The following is a 20,758-nucleotide window of genomic DNA, read 5'->3' as shown; positions in this document are numbered from 1 at the left end:
AAAAATCAACTATAGCCACAATCACATTCCAAAGCTTGTTAACGTAGTAGACGGCTAGGTGTCATACTTCCCTGTAGCTGAGTCCAGCCCGACATCCATGTCGGTCGTTCAAACGGCTGGAGCGGTGCTTCAGAAAGCTCCGCTTTCACCCATCGAAGGTATTCAACTCTAGCGCTTTGCTTGAAAACTGAAGAACAACCCATCCCTGGTGTTGCGCACCAGCCATTCATCCATGAATGTCGTTCAGACGGGCAAAGCTTCGCTTCGCAAAAGCCTCCGTCTTCACCCCCATGCGCGGCATCCGATGCGGCAATCGCGTTGCGACAACTGCGCTGCGAGACAACGCGGTTGCCGGAAGACACCGTCAGACTTCCATTTAGAATCAAGCCACCTTAATCGGGTGGCTTTTTTCGTTTCTGCGCTATAGAAAAAATCAACTATAGTCACAATCACATTTCAAAGCTCGTTAACGTAGTAGACGGCTAGGTGTCATACTTCCCTGTAGCTGAGTTCAGCCCGACATCCATGTCAGTCCCTGAACGCTATCAGTTGGGAGAGTTAATCCATTGCTTGTTCATATAATAAACGGCTAGGTGCCACACATTCATGTCGGACGTCCAAATAGCTCGAGCAGTGCTCCAGAGAGCTCCATTTTCACGCTACCATGGCGTGGTTTGCGGCTGGATGTTGTTGTGCAACTAAAGATACTAGCCTTGCCCTAAGCCCTGCTGGGCAAAAGCTAATCGAGCTGCGATAGATACAGCTCAGCGTTATGCCAAAGAACCGTATCTACCAAATTAACATGGGGGATCTTAAGGTCTAAGTCATGTTTCACCAACTTCGTAGATAATTAGATTATGTTATTGTTAGTAAAAATTATTTTAGAGTTGAGTCTTATGCTTAGTACCTGGTTGTTGAACTTCTTTTGTTTCGCCTTTTTAATTTGTTCGTTTCTTACTCATGCTGACAATGAGAGGAGTAAGATCGACGAGGAGACATGTTTTTCTAACAGTTGGAACAAAGAAAAACTCTTAGATTTAAAAAATAACCAGTTCTTACTTAGTAACCAAGGAATACATGAACTGCTTCCCCAACTTCGCTATTGTTTGGCTTCTAGTGACCCCATAATTCGCGACGACGTTGCCTTTGGAGCTTACTCAACGTGGTTACGTGCTGGTAATATTCGACCGCCAACGTTGAGTTCATTATTTGAAACTTTTCTTAGCGATATCGATCACAATAAAAATGATGAGCAATCAGTTTTTTTACCCTTCGCCATTTTGGTTTTCTCCGAAGTACTACGAGTCGATCGTAAATCACCATACTTACAGGCGTCACAAAGAATAAAAGCGGTTAACGCGTTATCGTCATATATGTTGTTGGCAAATGACTATAGAGGGTTTGACGACCAACTAGGTTGGCGACACAGTGTGGCTCACACTTCCGATGCCATTTTTCAGCTGGTTCTCAATCCGAAGATTAATCAAGCGCAGCTTCAACAAATGTTAAATGCTATTGCGCAGCAAATACCGGCACAAGGCTCACACTTCTACATTTACGCAGAGCCTGAGCGTTTGTCGAGACCTGTTTATTATGCGATGCGCAGAGAAGATGTACCAATCAAATTCTGGGAGCAGTGGATTAGCAATATCGCCGATCCATCTCCCTTCAAAAGTTGGGCAGAGGTGTTCACCAACCAGCAGGGTTTGGCACAGCGGCATAATGTAAAATTATTTTTACTGAACTTACAGTATTTCATCGTTGCTGGGAAAGGAAACGAACAATTAGGAGAGTTGAACATCATGGTTAAAGATGCCCTCAAATCTATGATTTGATGCAACATGAATTGAAACAGTTGTAGTTGATATCCTTTTTATCTGCCCTGTCTAATACCAATTCCAGTAAACAATCGCCCTCTAAGAATTCATCTAGCGGGTTTTGAACCAGGCGTCGATGTACGGTATTGGTTGCTCGAACTTGAATAAGCACCTAGTACTTTTAATAGAGGGCCACATTCAACGGCTTTGGCTAAGCCCTTTAGATTCTCGCTGTATGTCTAATTATTTGATGTAGTTGTTAAAAAAAACCTTCAGTTCATGTGGATTGTCAAAGTAATCAATAAAGTCTTTCAATGTTATGCCTAATTATCAATAGAAAAAAAAGCGCATACACTTGTGCCCATACTTTTAGATATCCTTATTAACAAGACGGTAAATAATGTCTCACCAAATTATCAAAGATTTAAGCACACGTTACACAGTGAAAAAATACGATACATCTAAGCGGATCTCTGATGAAGATATCGCCGTTATTAAAGAAGCTATCCGCTTATCTGCTTCGTCGATCAATTCGCAACCGTGGAAGTTCATCCTTGTTGAAAGTGATGAAGGGAAACAACGTTTACATGACACATTTGCCAATAAACATCAGTTTAACCAGCACCATGCTAAAGAAGCGTCTCATACTCTTCTACTGGCTTACGACCCGCACTTTACCAAGGAAAAGTTTGTTAAACGCGTTGATGCAGAGGTGAGTTCAGGTCACTTGCCCGCGAATATGCGGGATTCATTTATGGGGGCATATGCTTTTGCTGAAATGAATACGGACGAGAGCGGCTACAATGGCAGCTGGACCAAAGCGCAAGTGTATCTAGCACTTGGCAATATCATGCACACGCTTGCACGACTAGGTATTGCATCTACACCAATGGAAGGGGTTGATAATGAGCTTATCGGCGAGAAATTCAATGATGAGCTTGAAGGTCATATTTGTGAAGTAGCCTTGGCTATGGGTTATCAAAATACCAATGATGATTGGAACTATGGCTTGCCTAAAGCTCGCTTAGCCATCGAGGAAATTATTACGGTTGTATAAGTTATTTAATTAACTTTCCTGTTCTAGAACAAGCCGAGATTAAATCTCGGCTTTTTACTTTTGGAGGATGTTAAGGGAATTTCGCATTTACCACTTCGAATAACAGCCGTGCTGCCAGTTTAGCGGTTCGCTGGTCAATATCGTAAGTGGGATTCATTTCTGCCACATCCGTTAAAGCCCACTGATAACTAAGTTTGTCCTGATTTACGGCGAGCCATCTCAGGGTTTGCAACACAAAAGGGATCTCGATACCTAATGTGCTTGGCGCACTCACCCCAGGCGCATCAGCGCTTGAGAATGCATCAAGACATATAGTGACATACAGCAGGTCAATTTCGCTCAACATCGGCGTAAGCAATGGTATCGCTTTATCTAATGAGCAATCTTCATCGACTAAAAATCGTGTGCCGGTGATTGCTGCACTATCAAATAATGCTAATGTGTTGGCGGTCTTAGCTATTCCTAAACACGCATAGTGAAATGGCAGAGAATGTTCAGTACAGTGTTGGTGAATTTGTCTAAATGGGGTGCCAGAACTGGCGTGCGGTGCAGGTAAACGTAGATCAAAGTGCGCGTCAAAGTTAATGATACCGATACGTTTTGGATTAGTTTGTGCCACATCAGAGTTGTTGAATGCATGCTGTAAACCTAAGTAACTTCCCCAAGCTATTTCATGACCCCCGCCTAAACCAATAACAAAGCAGTCTTGTTCAAGTGCCTTTGATACCTCAGTTGCATAATTCTGCTGACAGGAATCTAAGCATTCATTGGCGACTACATCACCCTTATCAAGCAAACTGACATTGTGCTGATAAGGTAGGTTGGTTAGTGCGGAACGAATGGCGCTTGGGCCCGTTTTTGCGCCAACTCTACCTTTGTTTTCTTTCACACCAAGATCGCACGCGAGACCAAGTAGACAGCAGTGCGAGTCAGTTGTAGTGTTCGTTTCTAAGTTTACAACCTGATGCCACCTTAACCCACGCGCCTTATCTTCATCATCAATGCGGCCCTGCCATATAAATTCATTGTTCATATCAACGTTCTCTACCACTAACCCAAGCACGAGTCGGACGAATTTGGTTAATGCCGTAACTTAGTTCATTGGGGTGTTGTATGTCCCATAAACACATATCTGCATCAAAACCTGATGAAATTTGTCCCTTCTGCGCAAGACCTAGTGCCTGCGCCGCATTTCGGGTTACTCCCGATAACGCTTCCGCTGGTGTCATACCAAATAATATGCAGCCCATATTCATGATCGTCAACAAGGATGCTACGGGCGAACTACCCGGATTAAGGTCGCTCGCCAAAGCTAACGGTACATGATGTTGGCGAAGGGCAGTTAATGGGGGGAGTTGCGTTTCTCGTAAATGATAAAACGCGCCAGGTAACAGTACTGCTACGGTATTAGATTTGGCGATCGCGGGCACATCCTCAGGTGACAGGTATTCAATATGATCAACGGATAATGCGTTAAATTTGGCAGCTAAGCACGCACCTTTCAGATCAGATAATTGCTCTACATGGGCTTTTATATTCAAACTATAATGCCTAGCCGTGTGGAAAACTTTTTCACATTGAATTGGGCTAAACGCGATTGACTCACAGAACACGTCAACACTGGTCGCTATCCCTTGCTCAACGACTTGTGGCATGACGCGTCCACAAACAAAGTCCACATATGCATCTGGGTCATCGCGAAATTCATTCGGTACACTATGTGCACCTAGATAGGTCGGCTGAATATTGACCATCAGATGTGATTCGATATCTTTGGCGACTTGTAACATACGAAGCTCTGTTTCTACATCAAGACCATAACCAGACTTAATTTCTATCGTGGTTACTCCTTCTTCAACTAAGCGCGCTGCGCGGCCAATGGCAGAATTGAGTAGGCTCTCATAAGAAGCTAAACGTGTGGCATTAACTGTACTTTGAATACCACCGCCTTGTTGCGCTATTTGCGCGTAACTCATGCCCTCTTGGCGCAGCTCAAACTCTAGTGCGCGGTTACCCGCAAACACTAAATGAGTGTGACAATCAATCAAACCAGGTAACAGCCATTTGCCCTTGGCGTCAAAAGTTTCAACTGTGCTTCTTAGTCGTCCTTTCGCTGGCTCAATAGCCTCTATAAGGCCATTTTTAATGAAAATACAGGCATTCTCTCTTATGCCGTAAGGATCATTTTCTGCCTGCGTAGTGGAGCGCATCGTCGCTATATTGACATTATTAATACAGAAATCTGCATGCTGATTCATTTACTACCTCGTGCCAGTTTAAAATTAAGCTTACTTGTACATACTTGTATATACAAGTTGGTTGAAGTAAATTAGCAAAACTAACAGGAGCTATTAATGCAACCAAGATACGTTTTAATTAAGTCAGCCATAATAGATAAAATTGAATCTGGGCAAATGAAGCCCGGAGACAAGGTTGGCTCAGAAAATCAGTTAGCAGAAACATTTCAGGTCAGCCGTATGACCGCAAGGCGCGCGTTAACTGAACTGGTCGATGAAGGCGTACTGGCGCGCAGCCAAGGGGTAGGTACATTTGTAAGCGATCATCGCCCCATGAGCGCATTGTTGGAAATTCGAAGTATAGACGATGAAATCATGCGCCGTGGCCATGTTTACAGCAATGAGGTACTCAGTCAAAACTGCATTAAAGCCAATAATCAGCAAGCCGCATGGTTTGATGTTATGGTCGGTACCGAGCTATTTCACACTCGAGTAGTGCACTTAGAGAATGGCCAGCCAGTGCAACTTGAAGATCGCCTGGTTAATCCTAAATGGGCCCCGCAATACTTAGAACAAGACTTTAGCCAGACTACGGCTAACCATTATCTAAATAGCGTAGCGCCGTTGACTCAAGCGGACCATGCGATTGAAGCAATACTGCCTACTAACAGTGTGGCTCAAGTATTAGCAATCGATAGCAACCAACCCTGTTTACAAGTGAGTCGTCGTACATTTTCAGCGAAAGGGATCGTGAGTTACGCCTTGTTATTCCATCCAGGAAATCGATACCGCATCGGGGGACATCTCGATTTCTCCCGTTCTACTAGGGGGGAGAATGAAACGTCTCGATAAAAACCGCAACATCCGAGCACCAAGAGGGAGCACTTTGACAACCAAGAGTTGGCAAACAGAAGCGCCCCTGCGAATGTTAATGAATAATCTTGATCCCGAAGTAGCTGAACATCCCCATGCGCTTGTTGTGTATGGCGGTATCGGACGAGCCGCGAGGGATTGGCCGAGCTATGACAAAATCGTCGAAGTGCTCACACGCATGAACAATGATGAAACGCTATTAGTGCAAAGTGGAAAGCCTGTGGGCGTTTTCCCAACCCATGAGAATGCGCCTAGGGTACTGATTGCGAACTCTAACCTTGTTCCTCATTGGGCTAACTGGGAGCATTTCAACGAGCTAGATAAAAAAGGCTTGATGATGTATGGGCAAATGACAGCTGGCTCTTGGATCTATATTGGCTCTCAGGGCATAGTACAAGGCACATACGAAACCTTCATCAGTGTGGCCAAAGCACATTTTGACGGCAACTCACAGGGACGCTTGATATTAACCGCTGGGCTCGGTGGGATGGGGGGGGCTCAACCACTAGCCGCGACCATGGCCGGGTTCTCAATGTTGGCGATAGAGGTGGATGAAAGCCGGATCGATTTCCGGATTAAAACGGGTTACTTAGATGAAAAGGCCACTTCGCTAAGCCAAGCGATAGCGCGAATTGATGCGGCAAGAGCTGCTGATAAACCAATATCTATCGGCTTGGTTGGTAATGCCGCGGACGTCTTTCCCGACATACTCGCTAAGGGCATTATACCAGACGTGGTCACAGACCAAACGAGCGCCCACGACCCTTTGAACGGATATTTGCCTAAGGGTTGGACGTTGGCTCAAGCAGCCCAAACGCGCGCCGTAAACGAAGCGGGCGTGGTGAAAGCAGCGAAGCAGTCTATAGCGATACATGTTGAAGCTATGCTTGGTTTGCAAGCTAAAGGCGCTGCAACACTAGACTATGGTAATAATATTCGTCAGATGGCGTTGGAAGAAGGAGTACTAAACGCCTTTGATTTTCCAGGCTTTGTCCCTGCTTACATTCGCCCTTTATTCTGTCAAGGCATAGGACCATTCCGCTGGGTGGCCTTATCAGGTGACCCACAAGACATCTACAAAACTGATGCTAAGGTAAAAGAGCTTATTCCCGACAACAAACATTTGCACCATTGGCTAGATATGGCCAGCCAGCGTATTCAATTTCAAGGTTTACCTGCGCGTATTTGTTGGGTTGGCTTGGGGGAAAGGCAAAAATTGGGATTGGCTTTTAATGAAATGGTGCGCACCGGCGAATTGTCAGCTCCTATTGTCATCGGCCGAGATCATTTGGATTCTGGCTCAGTGGCATCACCGAACCGCGAGACTGAAGGCATGCTTGATGGCTCTGATGCCGTCTCCGATTGGCCTTTACTGAACGCCATGTTGAATACAGCTTCAGGCGCGACATGGGTTAGTTTGCATCACGGTGGTGGTGTTGGGATGGGATTTAGCCAGCATTCGGGTGTTGTGATTGTCTGTGACGGAACCGAAGAAGCCGATAAGCGCATAGCACGCGTGTTACATAATGACCCAGCCACTGGCGTTATGCGCCACGCTGACGCAGGCTACGAAATCGCCAAGCGGTGCGCTAACCGTCATAAGCTAGATTTACCCATGCAAAGCGGCATAAACCCACAGGGAGAGGCGTAACAATGGAGCTGAAGTATCTTCTTCAACCTGGGAAGTTAACCATAGAAACGATGCGTCAAGTACACAGGCGTCATGTGCCAATCACTCTCGATCCCGATAGTTTTGAGCGCATTCATAGCGCTGAGCAAACTGTACAAGATGTCATAACTCAAGGTCGCACCGTATATGGTATCAATACAGGTTTTGGGCTTCTGGCGAATACTAATATTGAGGTGAATGAACTCGAGCTATTACAGCGAAGTATCGTGCTGTCTCATGCGGCTGGTATTGGGGCTCTCATGTCTGCAGCAACTGTTAGACTCCTGATGCTATTGAAAATCAATTCACTAGCAAGAGGGTACTCAGGTATTCGTTTAATCGTTATAGAAGCGTTGATCGCTCTGTACAATCATCAAGTGTATCCGGCGATACCCGAAAAAGGCTCTGTAGGCGCGTCTGGTGATTTAGCCCCCCTTGCGCATATGAGTGCGGTTCTTTTAGGGGAAGGTGAGGTCATATATCAAGGAAATCGAATTTCCGCCAAGAAAGGGCTGGTGATCGCTGGCTTGCAGCCTATTTCATTAGCACCCAAGGAAGGCTTAGCACTGTTAAATGGCACGCAGGCATCGACTGCGTTTGCCTTGCAAGGGCTATTTTATGCTGAAAATGCCTTAACGAGTTCCATCGCTATTGGCGCGTTATCTGTTGATGCAGCGCTTGGCTCTCGTGTGCCTTTCGACGAGCGTATTCATATTGTCCGCGGTCATCAAGCACAAATAGACGTGGCAACAGGGTTTAGAACATTGCTACAGGAATCTGAGATAGGTAAATCACATGGAGGTTGTGAGAAAGTACAAGATCCTTATTCTTTAAGGTGCCAACCGCAAGTGATGGGAGCATGCCTGCAGCAAATGCGTTTCGCCAAACAGATTCTTGTCACCGAAGCAAATGGCGTGTCGGATAACCCATTAGTCTTTCCTGAGTCGGACGACATTCTTTCTGGCGGTAATTTTCATGCTGAAACCGTCGCCATGGCCGCTGATATGCTTGCTATTGCCCTCGCAGAAATTGGCGCGCTTTCAGAGCGGCGGATGGCGTTACTCATTGACTCTAGCTTAAGCGGTTTGCCGCCTTTTTTAGTAGACAATGGTGGGGTGAATTCTGGATTTATGATTGCACAAGTAACGAGCGCCGCCCTAGCCAGCGAGAATAAATCCTATGCTCATCCTGCATCAATTGATTCTTTACCCACCTCTGCCAATCAGGAAGATCACGTCTCTATGGCGACGTTTGCAGGACGCAGACTACGAGATATTTTCGATAATGTTGCGGGTATTTTGGCTATTGAATGGTTGGCGGCATGTCAGGGTATCGATTTTCGATTTCCCTTAAAAACCAGCACGCAATTGCAAAGTGTGCACGCATTAATGCGTAGTAAGGTCACTTTTTACGATAAAGACAGGTATTTTTCTCCAGACATTGAGCAAGCAAAATTGTTGATTACTCGCCATTCCTTGACCGACTTAGTGCAACAAGATATTCGCCTTCTTTGAAAGTGTTTACCTGAAAAAGATTACAATTTGTTAATAATCACTCAGTGTAATTGCTTTAATCTAGCGGCTTGTTTAACCACTTAAATGATTTGATACATGATGTCTAAATTAAAACACACTATGCTCGTCGCAGGATTATGCTGCACTGCGGTAAATATAACGCACGCAACAGAAGTGCAAATTCGAACTGTACTCGGTGATGTAAACATCAATCTGTTCGATAACACAACGCCACAAACAGTAAATAATTTCTTGAGCTACGTAAATTCTGGGGCTTATGCTAATAACGTAGTACATCGTTCAGAGCCTGGGTTTGTTATTCAAGCGGGCGGTTTTCAATACAATAACGCACTACCACTCGACGCAGTACCAACGGGGAGTTCGGTTGCGAATGAGCCAGAGCTTTCGAATGTGCGCGGCACTATTGCTATGGCCAAATTAAGCGGCAATGTGAACAGTGCCACATCTCAGTGGTTTATTAATCTTAATAACAACAGCGCAAATCTAGATGTACAAAATGGCGGTTTCACCGTTTTTGGTCAAGTCCTAGGTGACGGTATGGATATTATCGATGCTATCGCAGCCCTTAACCGGTTTGATTTAGGGGGCGCGGCAAGCGCAGCGCCTTTGCGCGATTACACTCAAGCAGATTTGTCAGCAGGAGTGGAGGTGACAGACCAACACTTAGTCATTATCAGTGATGTAGTGATAACTGACTCAGCCAGTGTGACACACTCAGAATTAAACCCTGTGGCAAACACACTGCTCAATCAAGACACCAGCGGTGGAGGAAGTTCAGGTGGCTCCGGCGGAAGTATAGGATTTTTAGGTTTGATAGGCCTAGCAGCACTGCGTTTTACACGTAGGTTATTGGTTTAGAAACACTTTATAACGGACAAAAAAAACGGCTCATGTGAGCCGTTTTTTATTGGATTGTTAAGACTGCTTAGTCTTTAGAGCGACCAGCACGCTTACGATCGTTTTCCGTCAATAACTTCTTACGGATACGAATACTCTTAGGTGTCACTTCAACTAGCTCATCGTTATCGATGAATTCCAACGCTTGCTCAAGTGAAAGCAATACAGGTGGAACCAAAGATTGTGCTTCATCTGTACCAGATGCACGAACGTTGGTTAACTGCTTGCCTTTAAGGGCGTTAACAGTAAGGTCGTTGTCACGGCTGTGAATACCAATCACCATGCCTTCGTATACTTCAACACCGTGACCGATAAATAAACGGCCGCGCTCTTGCAAGTTAAACAAAGCGTTAGTTAGGGCTTTACCTGTTGCGTTAGCAATCAATACACCGTTCTTACGCTGACCGATGTTGCCACCTTTGTGCGGACCATAATGGTCAAACGAGTGATACATCAAGCCAGAACCAGAAGTCATGGTCATGAAATCAGTTTGGAAACCAATCAAGCCACGGCTAGGAATGATGAAGTCCATACGAATACGGCCTTTACCATCTGGAGACATGTTAGTTAACTCACCTTTACGTAAGCCAATTTGCTCCATGATTGAACCTTGATGGTCTTCTTGAACATCGATAGTTACAGTTTCAAACGGTTCTTCTAATTTACCGTCAACTTCACGCAAAATAACTTCTGGACGTGATACAGCAAGCTCGTAACCTTCACGACGCATGTTTTCAATCAATATACCCAAGTGTAATTCACCACGACCAGACACACGGAATTTGTCCGGATCAGCTGTCTCGTCAACACGTAGTGCAACGTTGTGAATTAGCTCATCTTGTAAACGCTCTAGGATGTTACGTGAGGTGACGTATTTACCTTCTTTGCCACAAAATGGTGAGGTGTTTACTTGGAATGTCATGGTTACCGTTGGTTCATCAACTGATAACGGCGGTAAGGCTTCAACCGTGTTCTGATCACAAATGGTGTCAGAAATTTTTAGCTCACCCAAACCTGTAACAGCGATGATGTCACCTGCGCTAGCAGATTCAACTTCAGTTCTGTCTAAGCCCATGTAGCCTAAAACTTGGCCCATTTTGCCGTTACGTTTTTTGCCATCAGCACCAACGATCGTTACCGCTTGGTTAGTTTTTACTGAACCGCGTGTAACACGACCAACACCGATAACACCTACATATGAGTTGTAATCAAGTTGAGAAATTTGCATTTGGAAAGGACCGTTGATATCGCCGCTTGGCGCTTTAACGTGTTTTACGATCGTTTCGAACAACGGTGTCATATCTTCACTTGGCTTATCAGCATCGTTTGAAGCCCAACCGTTAAGTGCAGAAGCATAAACCACTTGGAAATCAAGTTGGTCGTCAGTTGCACCTAAGTTGTCGAACAAATCGAAAACTTGATCAATAACCCAATCAGGACGAGCTCCAGGCTTGTCAATTTTGTTAAGTACTACAATCGGCTTTAAGCCTTGAGCAAACGCTTTTTGTGTTACGAAACGCGTTTGAGGCATTGGGCCTTCTTGCGCATCTACTAACAACAATACGGAGTCGGCCATTGACATAACACGCTCTACTTCACCACCGAAATCGGCGTGTCCAGGGGTGTCTACGATGTTAATGCGGTAGTCATTCCAACGAATCGCAGTGTTCTTAGCAAGTATGGTAATACCGCGTTCTTTCTCGATATCGTTAGAATCCATAACCCGTTCTTCAGCAGCGCCTCTGCTCTCAAGCGTACCGGACTGTTGTAAAAGTTTGTCAACTAAGGTGGTTTTACCGTGGTCAACGTGGGCAATAATTGCTATGTTCCTCAAGTTGTCAGTCGAGGTTTGCGATGCGCTCATGATATTTTCTCTAGTATGGGTGGATTTAACCACCATTAACGGAATTTATAGGGCGCGGATTGTACAGTTATAATGTGCATTTTGCGAACACCATTTAGTTTTTATGCGGATTTAACTTTTTGAATTTGTATTTGCACTATTAAGTGTCACCTACTTTGGCATATAGAAGGGATAAACTCTCGCATGCTTGATAATGGTGCTCTTTTGCTCTCGATTGGTGCATTGGTGCTGGGCGCAACAAGCCGTGTCCACTTGAAAAGCCCATATAACCGCGATTTTGCCTTTATTACGATTGGCATGATTATCGCTTCGAAAATTGCTAAGTTAACCAATACCAACGTTATTTATACATTACCGTTTATTCTGGAGGACGAAATGTCAGTAGAAAAGGCTTTACAGTTTATTAAAGAAAACGAAGCTAAATTTGTAGATTTGCGCTTTACGGACACTAAAGGTAAAGAGCAGCATATCTCTATTCCATCTCATCAAGTTAACGAAGACTTCTTTGAAGAAGGTAAGATGTTCGATGGTTCGTCAATTGCGGGTTGGAAAGGCATAAACGAATCTGACATGGTATTGATGCCAGATACAGATACATTGGTCGTTGATCCATTTGCTGAAGAAACACAGGTCAACATTCGTTGTGACATACTTGAGCCAAATACTATGCAAGGCTACGATCGTGACCCACGCTCTGTGGCAAATCGTGCAGAAGAGTACCTTAAATCTACAGGTATTGGTGACAAGGTATTATTTGGCCCTGAGCCAGAATTCTTTTTGTTTGACGATGTTCGCTTCCACACTGATATGGCGGGTTCTTTCTTCAAAATCGATTCTTCTGAAGCTAAGTGGAATTCGGGCGCTGAATTTGAAGACGGCAACATGGCCCACCGTCCAGGCGTGAAAGGCGGCTATTTCCCAGTTCCTCCTGTCGATTCATCACATGACACTCGCGCAGCAATGTGTATGGTTATGGAAGAGATGGGCTTAACTGTAGAAGCGCATCACCATGAAGTTGCTACTGCCGGTCAGAATGAAATTGCTTGTCTTTTCAATACGCTTGTTAAAAAAGCCGATGAGATCCAAATTTATAAGTACGTAGTGCACAATGTTGCCCACGCTTACGGTCAAACTGCCACGTTTATGCCTAAGCCTCTTGTTGGCGATAATGGCTCTGGTATGCATTGTCACCAATCTATCTCTAAAGATGGCAAAAACATCTTCGCTGGCGACAAATACGCAGGTATGTCTGAAGAAGCCTTGTTCTATATAGGCGGTATTATCAAACATGCTCGTGCTATTAACGCATTCGCTAACGCATCAACTAACTCGTACAAGCGTTTAGTACCTGGATTTGAAGCGCCTGTAATGCTTGCTTACTCTGCACGTAATCGTTCAGCTTCAATTCGTATTCCTCATGTGAATAGCGAAAAAGCACGTCGTATCGAAGTTCGTTTCCCTGACCCTACAGCTAACCCTTACTTGGCATTCGCTGCGATGTTGATGGCCGGCCTTGACGGAATTAAGAACAAAATTCACCCTGGCGATGCAATGGATAAAGATTTATATGATCTACCTCCAGAAGAAGCTGCTGAAATCCCAACTGTTGCCACTTCTCTAGAAGAAGCACTTGCAGCTCTTGATGGCGATCGTGAATTCTTAACTGCTGGCGGCGTAATGAGCGACGATATGATTGACGCGTACATTGCGCTTAAATTACAAGAAGTTGAACTATTGAATACGTCGGTACACCCTGTCGAATTCGATATGTACTACAGCGTATAATACATCTTACTTGAGGCAGCGCAGCTGCCTGATGTGAATGATTCAAAGCCTGCTTTAAGCAGGCTTTTTTGTGACCATAGGATGAGTCCAATACGTATAGGTGCGCAAGCATGCTTAATGCGTGATCAATCAATAGAAATATTGGTATAAACTAGTTGCTGTTTCTAATACTGTGTTTTCAGATAATAACGGTAGGTAATCAGTGTTCAACATAAAGACAATTATCGCTGCGCTCTTACTATGTGCTTGGTCTCTATCTGTTATATCAAATGATAAGATATATAAAATTACAACAGATGATGGCGGGATTATTTATACCGACTCACCGACGGAGCAGGGTGAACATGTTCCATTGTCAGCAGACTCAGTCATTACATTGAAAAGCGCTTCACTTTCACCTATCACCACACCACCAATCGTTCGCAAGCAAACCAAGAAAATACATCTTAGTGTTATTTCTCCTAAGCCAGAGCAAACTATTAGAGATAATAGCGGGAAGTTAACGATTCGCACCGCCTTGGAGCCTCAGGTGCAAGGCGTGTATAGATTGCACTTAAATGATCAAGTCATCTCCCAAAATAAAGGATTATTCAAACTTAGTGGTCTAAATCGAGGAGCCTATACATTTCATGTAGAGCTTGCCCACAAGTCGGGCAAGATACTTGCATCTACTCCTAAGCAGACCTTTTATTTGCACCAAGCCTCAGTGCTGAATCGCCCTAATTAGGAACATTCACTTGACCAATCGGACATGATGCGCTGAAATTTATTTTTAAGCACCAAAGTGGTGCGTAGCAACTTGTTGTGATTATGCCGTTCAAAATGAAAACCGACACCTTATTGGATAACTTATCAACTGCGGTTATCTTGTTGAATGAAAAACTTGCCATCGTAGAAGCAAATCATGCTGCTCAGGCAATGTTTGAGCGCAGTTTAAATCTGTTGATAGATTGCCCCATTAAGCAACTTATCGCTGACTCAAGTCTAGATTTCATCCGTTTTACTCAAGACATGCAACACGGCGAAGGTTATTCCGATGGTGATGTACAAATCAGCTTTGCCGATGGTCGTCACACTCACGCCGATGTTACCGTCACCTGTTTGCATACGGCAGAAGGAGTAACTCTATTACTAGAAGTCCGTTTAATTGAACAGCAAAAGAAGATCAGCCAAGAAACCCAGCAGTGGGCGCAGCAACAAGCCGCTCGTGAGTTAATCCGTGGCCTAGCTCATGAAATAAAGAACCCTTTAGGGGGCATTCGCGGGGCTGCGCAATTACTTGAAAAAGAACTACCGTCGGCAGACTTGAAAGAATTTACCACAATGATTATTGAGCAGTCTGATCGCTTACGTAATTTAGTGGACCGTTTACTTGGCCCCAATTCTCGACCTAATTTTCAAAGTCACAATATCCATCGTGTATTGGAAAAAGTCATCACTTTGGTTCAACTGGATCTTAGCCACAATATTGTGATTGATCGTGACTATGACCCCAGTATTCCCGAGAGCATTATCGACCAAGACATGGTGCAGCAGGCTGTACTCAATATTATGCGTAATAGCGTCCAGGCCTTGATGCAAAGTGAGCAAAGTGAAGGGAAAATTAACGTAGTCACACGAATTGAACGCCAAGTCACAATCCACGGTGAACGACACCCATTGGCGATGAAAATTAGCCTAGTCGACAATGGTCCCGGTATACCTAGCGAATTGAAGGATACTTTATTTTACCCAATGGTTACCGGTAAAAAAGAGGGAACGGGATTGGGTTTGTCTATCGCGCAAACACTAATAGACCATCATAGAGGCAAGATTGACGTAGAAAGTTGGTCAGGCCATACGGAATTTACTTTATACATTCCTATTAACAGGAAGGAACTTAATTCATGAGCACAGAACCAGTTTGGATAGTTGATGACGATAGTTCTATTCGTTGGGTTTTACAAAAAGCGCTACAAGCTGCGAGCATTCCGTGTTTCAGCTTTGAGAATCCTGAAGATTTATTGTTACAGTTGCAGACGGATCAACCACCAGAGGTGATTGTGTCAGATATTCGTATGCCACAAATGGATGGTATGGCGCTGCTTGAAGAAGTGCACAAGCGATATCCGAATATTCCCGTCATCATTATGACTGCGCATTCTGATTTAGACAGCGCGGTAAACGCTTATCAAAGCGGTGCGTTTGAATATCTGCCAAAGCCTTTCGACATTGATGAAGCGGTTGGCCTAGTGCGTAGAGCACTCACTCACGTGCGAGAACAAGCAAAAAGTAATCAACGTCCGATTTTAGCGACCGCGACCGAAATCATCGGTGAAGCCCCCGCGATGCAAGAAGTCTTCAGAGCAGTAGGGCGCTTATCTCGTTCAAGTATCAGCGTGTTGATTAATGGTCAGTCAGGCACAGGTAAAGAGCTTGTTGCGCAAGCCCTACATCGGCATAGTCCCAGAGCCAAACAAACATTTATCGCCTTAAATATGGCGGCTATACCTGCTGATTTGATTGAGTCTGAACTGTTTGGCCATGAAAAAGGCGCATTTACCGGCGCACAAAATGCACGGCAAGGACGGTTTGAACAAGCTGATGGTGGTACGTTATTTCTCGATGAAATAGGTGACATGCCACTTGATGTACAGACCCGTTTATTACGCGTGTTAGCAGACGGGCAATTTTATCGCGTGGGCGGCCATAACCCTGTCAGCGTTGATGTAAGGATTATTGCTGCTACTCACCAAAACCTCGAACAGCGTGTGGCAGATGGCAAATTTAGAGAAGATTTATTTCATCGCTTAAATGTCATTCGTATCCATATACCTCGCCTAACTGAGCGACGTGAGGATGTACCTTTACTCGCGGCGCATTTCTTACAAAAAGCAGGTGCAGAGTTAGGGGTTGAAGTTAAAAGCTTAAGCAAAGAAACCAAGAAGATCTTGATGCAGTTACCGTGGCCAGGAAACGTACGTCAGCTTGAAAACGTATGCCGTTGGCTAACGGTGATGGCAAGTGGGCAAGAGGTTTTGCCCCATGATTTGCCCCCTGAGATACATGAGCTTCCGTTAAGCAAAGACAGTCAGGAAGCATCGGGAGACTGGCAAACCTTACTTGGCTCTTGGGCAGATGAACAGCTGCAGTCAGGCCGTAATAATATCTTAGATGAAGCGATGCTGGTATTTGAACGGGTGTTATTAGAGCGGGCTTTATTTCATACCCATGGCCATAAGCAGGATGCGGCAAAACGACTAGGGTGGGGACGCAACACGCTGACGCGCAAGCTAAAAGAACTCAATATGTAACTTACTTAAATTCAGTTCTGATGATGGGTCAGAACTGAATATAGTGGCTACTCATCATGTAAGATTATTTAGTCAGCAAAACTGCCATTGCGCGGTTAAACATGCCTAACCATTTAGGGCAAAATTGACCATCTTTAATGCGATTTATTTCAATCACAGCGCGCTTCTTCGGGTGAACGGCTTGCGTGGTATGTGCCCGCGTGTGAGTGATGGCATTAAACGTATCTAAAATACCGAGAAGCTTCGCTCCGTCACAGATATCCACTTCTTTCAAACCCAAGGGATAACCGCTGCCATCCATTCGTTCGTGGTGTTGCATTACGATTTTCCGTGCTTCATTCCAATGGTCTAAATGCTCCAATAGACGTGCGCTTTTATACACATGGGAGCGCATTAAGTTAAATTCAGTCTCAGTCATTCTGCCATCTTTGTGCAATATCTCGATCGGCATAAACGCCATTCCAAAGTCGTGCATGTAACACGCTACGGCTAACTGGTCTTCATCGATTGGCATGCCTGCGACTTTATTTACATAGGCTGCTAATTTAGCGATCCGATCGCCACGGCCGAGCCAATATGAAGAGCGCTTTTCGATGGGCTTCATAAGCTCTCTAAAGAACAAAATATCGCCGCGTTTAAGATCGCTTAAGTGCTTTGGAATGCCGGTCGTCGCAAGGTTAGAAGAAGGAGGTCGATGGTTCTCTGCATTTTCGCCTTTGATGAAAGCGCGAACATCTAAACTGGGATCTAAAAGCAGAACGGCCTCAGACAATATTTTTTCGTGCTCGGCATTGTTACTAGGGTTTATTTTAGTGATCTGCAAGATAAGCAAGTTGAACAGACTAGCATCGTATTCTGCATTGCCATTTTGAATGCAGCTTTCTACAAAAATTTTGACTCTGTCCATGCTCAGCAACACCAAGTCACTCATGTTACTCGTGTATTCAATCTGACCCTTACGCAGAAAATCTAATAGATCTTCGACGTGCTGAAGTAAAGGGATCATAGGCGTGAAGTTGACCAGACCCAAATCGCCTTTTATCGTATGAATGGAGCGAAATAGAGCGCGCTGAAGTTCTTTGTCGGTGGGTTTTATTTCTAGTTCGATTAGGGTTTGTTCACTGGCTTCATAGAGTTCGTTAATTTCTTCAAGTAAGTCTGTGAGGATGTCTTCATCCAAATCTTCATGAGTAAACTGTTGCATGTATGCTGACGCCCTAGCCTTGGTATGTTTACGATACGATTTTTAATTATATCGGCCACTCAATTATAATAATGAGATTTTTAACCTAAAATCAACGTTATACCACTAAAGTTAAGCACTGATCAGACATCCTAACCACAAAATATAGGTATAATCAGCGCCCATTTTTGATCATAGGAATACACGTGCTAGCTTTGCTTCGTATTATCAGTATTTTCTTTTACTTTATTTTTATCAATTTGCTGCTCGTGATAATTTGTATTCTTCGCCCTTTTCATCGAGATAATGTGCATTTGGCGGGCAAGTTATATAGTTCAACCTGCAAATTATTAGGACTCAAGCTAGAGGTTCGAATAGCCCCAGAAGCGTTAAATAGTGGCCCTTTTGTATTCATCGCCAATCATCAGAATAGTTATGATATTTTTACTATTTGCGCGGCCGCGTTAAAGGGAACAGTAACGGTTGGTAAAAAAAGTCTGAAGTGGATCCCACTATTTGGTCAAGTATATTGGTTGTCAGGCAATATTATGATTGATCGTAAAAACTCTGGGCGAGCTATGGACACCTTGAAAGGTACAGTGAAAAAGATGCATAAACGCAAACTTTCTGTGTGGTTTTTTCCTGAGGGTACACGTAGTTATGGCCGGGGATTGTTGCCTTTTAAAACAGGTGCGTTTCGTATTGCTCAGCTCGCTAAATGCCCAGTGATCATAGTCGCGGCGAGTAATTTGCATAATAAGATTAAACTTAACAGATGGGACAATGGCACTTTAATCATTGATGTAAGTAAGCCGCAAGAACTTGACAGTAGCCGCTCTACTAAAGAATGGACGTCATATTTTCATGCTGCCATGGCGCAAAAAATAGCAGAATTAGACAGTGAAGTTGCTGCTGGCAACCGCTAAACTAGTGACCTAAATTGAACACAGGACAACTCATGAGTACAGAAGAACAAGCGGAATGGTTTGAATTTAACCAAGAAACAGTCGAAGCATTAATTGAAGATGGCAGCGACAATACCAAGCCACACACTATTGAATACCACTTTGCGGGAGACGATTTTGATGTGCTTGAGAAAGCTGCCGTTGACGCATTCAAAGCGGGTTTTGAAGTTGGTGATGCAGAAGAGTTGATGCTCGACGACGGAGGCACCATTTTTTGTTTTGATGCGGTTGTTGAGCGCTTGCTAGACGTGGACTTAATCAATGCTGATACCGTTAAGTTGTTGGCTATTGCGCAAAAACAAAACGTGCAATTTGATGGCTGGGGCACCTACTTTATCGAGCCATAGTTTTGCCTAGTGCCCGTGGCGGCTAATATTTTGATGTCGCTTAACTGGCAGTAAGTTTATCTTCAGTGTTTGTTCATGGTGAAAAACCGACACTCCCTACATAAATTATAGGGAGTGCGTAATGAAAATATCAGTAGTTCACAGTGTCATATTCAGTGCCATTTTTTGCTTTTCAGCTCAAGCAGATGATGTTGATTGGTCAGCAAAGTCTAGTGAGTCGCAAGCAGGAAAGGTGCTGAGCACGTCAAAAAAAGCCTCTTCTTCATCCAATATCAATCAAGGTCAAGCGCTTAAAACAGCGGCTAAGGTAACTCCTCAATCGCAGGCTGCAAAAACGCTAGCTGCAAGGCCAGCTCAAAGCGATATTAATCAAGAGTTTTGGGTGTATGACGCATACGTTTCATTGCACACTGACAGCGATTATGACGGGTATTACCATCACTTCAGTGTAGATTTTGATGTGGACTCTGTTTACGCCCGTAGTGAAGTCTATGCAAGGCTTTATCTTGGGGTGAACGACGTTTTTCGTGAGTATCACACCACTGGAGATTTTTATATTGAGGGTGATATTACCGAAGACCAAATCACAGTTGAAACAGAGATTCTTAGCGGCTTTTACCCGGATGACTATGAAATTCTAATTGAAATCTACGATGCTTACACAAATGAACTTGTCGCAGTGTCAGATGGATACAGTGATGCAGACCTCTATTTGCTGAGTATCGAGAGCCAAGACAAAGAAGTGATATATGTGGAGCCTGATGTAGTGGTTATTGAAGCGAGCGGCGGAAGTGCTGGCTGGTTGATTGCATTGCTGTTGCCTATAGCGCTTCTTAGACTAATTAGGCGGTCAATCTAAGCTGTTTTTGCGCTGAGATTTACAGATTCTCATATTCAAATTAATTGCAAACTGAACTGCGTCTATAAAAGGGTAAGCCACAAACGGCATACCCCTTTATCTTAAGATTCTACCATTTTATGTATGGTCACTTTGTGCGCTACTTCACAGTCAACATGCGTCCTCTAGTCTCGGACTTTACAACCTCATTTCCCTTAAAAATTTAATATTTCAACACGACTAACCCTTTGAAGGGTAAAGAAAGTTGGCGTTATGAAATAAATTGCTGACTATTTGGTCAGGTGCGCTGGAATATTGAGCAACCCTATGACAATATCGATTCAGGTGCTGCACGACAATCCGTATTTTGTCGTCATCTAGATGTCATAGAAATATAA

17 protein-coding genes are annotated in these 20,758 nt (G+C 44.1%); 13 read left to right on the top strand and 4 right to left on the bottom strand.

Annotated elements, in window-relative coordinates; translation table 11 throughout:
- Positions 1-857 precede the first annotated feature (857 nt).
- Both GMES_RS04250 and GMES_RS04245 read left to right on the top strand, forming a co-directional pair.
- On the top strand, positions 858-1,835 hold the full coding sequence (locus GMES_RS04250; protein WP_006991344.1) for a DUF2785 domain-containing protein: 978 nt from the start codon (positions 858-860) through the stop codon (positions 1,833-1,835).
- A 382-nt stretch (positions 1,836-2,217) separates the two neighbouring features.
- Positions 2,218-2,874, top strand: coding sequence for a nitroreductase family protein (locus GMES_RS04245; RefSeq protein WP_006991343.1), 657 nt, complete (start codon positions 2,218-2,220; stop codon positions 2,872-2,874).
- A gap of 70 nt (positions 2,875-2,944) precedes the next feature.
- On the opposite strand, the gene hutG is transcribed toward GMES_RS04245, so the two are convergent.
- Together hutG and hutI are read right to left on the bottom strand one after the other, a co-directional pair.
- Entirely contained in the window at positions 2,945-3,907 is a 963-nt protein-coding gene (gene hutG / locus GMES_RS04240) for a formimidoylglutamase (protein ID WP_006991342.1), read from the bottom strand.
- Position 3,908: 1 nt separating this feature from the next.
- Positions 3,909-5,132, bottom strand: coding sequence for an imidazolonepropionase (hutI, locus tag GMES_RS04235; RefSeq protein ID WP_006991341.1), 1,224 nt, complete (start codon positions 5,130-5,132; stop codon positions 3,909-3,911).
- 96 nt (positions 5,133-5,228) lie between these two features.
- Here hutI and hutC point away from each other — a divergent pair, with 96 nt between their 5' ends.
- From hutC to GMES_RS04215, 4 genes are all read left to right on the top strand, one after another.
- Positions 5,229-5,963: a histidine utilization transcriptional repressor HutC gene (hutC, locus tag GMES_RS04230; protein ID WP_006991340.1), complete on the top strand. Its 735-nt coding sequence runs from the start codon at positions 5,229-5,231 to the stop codon at positions 5,961-5,963.
- Positions 5,947-7,635 carry a urocanate hydratase gene (gene hutU, locus GMES_RS04225; protein ID WP_039986522.1) on the top strand — a complete coding sequence of 563 codons (1,689 nt, stop codon included), beginning with the start codon at positions 5,947-5,949 and terminating at the stop codon, positions 7,633-7,635. Before hutC ends, hutU begins: the two co-directional genes overlap by 17 nt.
- 2 nt (positions 7,636-7,637) lie before the next feature.
- Complete coding sequence (gene hutH / locus GMES_RS04220; RefSeq protein ID WP_006991338.1) at positions 7,638-9,167, top strand: histidine ammonia-lyase; 1,530 nt, start codon at positions 7,638-7,640, stop codon at positions 9,165-9,167.
- Between the two features lie 96 nt (positions 9,168-9,263).
- On the top strand, positions 9,264-10,046 hold the full coding sequence (locus GMES_RS04215; RefSeq protein WP_006991337.1) for a peptidylprolyl isomerase: 783 nt from the start codon (positions 9,264-9,266) through the stop codon (positions 10,044-10,046).
- A 67-nt stretch (positions 10,047-10,113) separates the two neighbouring features.
- Here GMES_RS04215 and typA read toward each other — a convergent pair whose 3' ends face one another.
- Entirely contained in the window at positions 10,114-11,949 is a 1,836-nt protein-coding gene (typA, locus tag GMES_RS04210) for a translational GTPase TypA (RefSeq protein WP_006991336.1), read from the bottom strand.
- A gap of 375 nt (positions 11,950-12,324) precedes the next feature.
- Here typA and glnA point away from each other — a divergent pair, with 375 nt between their 5' ends.
- From glnA to glnG, 4 genes are all read left to right on the top strand, one after another.
- On the top strand, positions 12,325-13,734 hold the full coding sequence (glnA, locus tag GMES_RS04205) for a glutamate--ammonia ligase (protein WP_033186439.1): 1,410 nt from the start codon (positions 12,325-12,327) through the stop codon (positions 13,732-13,734).
- A 202-nt stretch (positions 13,735-13,936) separates the two neighbouring features.
- Positions 13,937-14,461 (top strand): DUF4124 domain-containing protein, encoded by a 525-nt coding sequence (locus tag GMES_RS04200; protein WP_226990243.1) that lies wholly within the window; start codon positions 13,937-13,939, stop codon positions 14,459-14,461.
- Between the two features lie 83 nt (positions 14,462-14,544).
- Positions 14,545-15,624, top strand: a complete 1,080-nt coding sequence (gene glnL / locus GMES_RS04195; protein ID WP_006991333.1) for a nitrogen regulation protein NR(II) — start codon at positions 14,545-14,547, stop codon at positions 15,622-15,624.
- Positions 15,621-17,027, top strand: coding sequence for a nitrogen regulation protein NR(I) (gene glnG, locus GMES_RS04190; RefSeq protein ID WP_006991332.1), 1,407 nt, complete (start codon positions 15,621-15,623; stop codon positions 17,025-17,027). The genes glnL and glnG overlap by 4 nt, the downstream gene beginning before the upstream one ends.
- 64 nt (positions 17,028-17,091) lie before the next feature.
- Here glnG and GMES_RS04185 read toward each other — a convergent pair whose 3' ends face one another.
- The gene (locus GMES_RS04185) at positions 17,092-18,231 is read right to left on the bottom strand and encodes an HD-GYP domain-containing protein (RefSeq protein WP_006991331.1); all 1,140 of its coding nucleotides are present in this window, start codon (positions 18,229-18,231) and stop codon (positions 17,092-17,094) included.
- 185 nt (positions 18,232-18,416) lie between these two features.
- On the opposite strand from GMES_RS04185, the gene GMES_RS04180 reads away from it, so the two are divergent.
- The 3 genes from GMES_RS04180 (at position 18,417) to GMES_RS04170 (ending at position 20,381) form a co-directional block, all read left to right on the top strand.
- A complete protein-coding gene (locus GMES_RS04180; protein ID WP_006991330.1) occupies positions 18,417-19,136 on the top strand; it encodes a 1-acylglycerol-3-phosphate O-acyltransferase in 720 nt (239 codons plus the stop codon).
- 32 nt (positions 19,137-19,168) lie between these two features.
- Positions 19,169-19,522: a ribonuclease E inhibitor RraB gene (gene rraB, locus GMES_RS04175; protein WP_006991329.1), complete on the top strand. Its 354-nt coding sequence runs from the start codon at positions 19,169-19,171 to the stop codon at positions 19,520-19,522.
- Positions 19,523-19,643: 121 nt separating this feature from the next.
- Positions 19,644-20,381: a choice-of-anchor H family protein gene (locus tag GMES_RS04170; protein WP_006991328.1), complete on the top strand. Its 738-nt coding sequence runs from the start codon at positions 19,644-19,646 to the stop codon at positions 20,379-20,381.
- The last annotated feature ends 377 nt before the right edge of the window (positions 20,382-20,758 follow it).

Origin of the sequence: Paraglaciecola mesophila KMM 241 (genome assembly GCF_000315015.1) — a bacterium.
GTDB lineage: Bacteria > Pseudomonadota > Gammaproteobacteria > Enterobacterales > Alteromonadaceae > Paraglaciecola > Paraglaciecola mesophila.
Note: the sequence above shows the minus strand (reverse complement) of the source record. Positions and strands in the feature narration are given on the sequence as shown.

What these genes read in the sequence shown, in the direction of transcription:
- GMES_RS04250 (WP_006991344.1), top strand. Translation starts at nt 858, where the DNA reads ATGTTATTGTTAGTAAAAATTATTTTAGAGTTGAGTCTTATGCTTAGT.
- GMES_RS04245 (WP_006991343.1), top strand. Translation starts at nt 2,218, where the DNA reads ATGTCTCACCAAATTATCAAAGATTTAAGCACACGTTACACAGTGAAA.
- hutG (WP_006991342.1), bottom strand. Translation starts at nt 3,907, where the DNA reads ATGAACAATGAATTTATATGGCAGGGCCGCATTGATGATGAAGATAAG.
- hutI (WP_006991341.1), bottom strand. Translation starts at nt 5,132, where the DNA reads ATGAATCAGCATGCAGATTTCTGTATTAATAATGTCAATATAGCGACG.
- hutC (WP_006991340.1), top strand. Translation starts at nt 5,229, where the DNA reads ATGCAACCAAGATACGTTTTAATTAAGTCAGCCATAATAGATAAAATT.
- hutU (WP_039986522.1), top strand. Translation starts at nt 5,947, where the DNA reads ATGAAACGTCTCGATAAAAACCGCAACATCCGAGCACCAAGAGGGAGC.
- hutH (WP_006991338.1), top strand. Translation starts at nt 7,638, where the DNA reads ATGGAGCTGAAGTATCTTCTTCAACCTGGGAAGTTAACCATAGAAACG.
- GMES_RS04215 (WP_006991337.1), top strand. Translation starts at nt 9,264, where the DNA reads ATGATGTCTAAATTAAAACACACTATGCTCGTCGCAGGATTATGCTGC.
- typA (WP_006991336.1), bottom strand. Translation starts at nt 11,949, where the DNA reads ATGAGCGCATCGCAAACCTCGACTGACAACTTGAGGAACATAGCAATT.
- glnA (WP_033186439.1), top strand. Translation starts at nt 12,325, where the DNA reads ATGTCAGTAGAAAAGGCTTTACAGTTTATTAAAGAAAACGAAGCTAAA.
- glnL (WP_006991333.1), top strand. Translation starts at nt 14,545, where the DNA reads ATGCCGTTCAAAATGAAAACCGACACCTTATTGGATAACTTATCAACT.
- glnG (WP_006991332.1), top strand. Translation starts at nt 15,621, where the DNA reads ATGAGCACAGAACCAGTTTGGATAGTTGATGACGATAGTTCTATTCGT.
- GMES_RS04185 (WP_006991331.1), bottom strand. Translation starts at nt 18,231, where the DNA reads ATGCAACAGTTTACTCATGAAGATTTGGATGAAGACATCCTCACAGAC.
- rraB (WP_006991329.1), top strand. Translation starts at nt 19,169, where the DNA reads ATGAGTACAGAAGAACAAGCGGAATGGTTTGAATTTAACCAAGAAACA.
- GMES_RS04170 (WP_006991328.1), top strand. Translation starts at nt 19,644, where the DNA reads ATGAAAATATCAGTAGTTCACAGTGTCATATTCAGTGCCATTTTTTGC.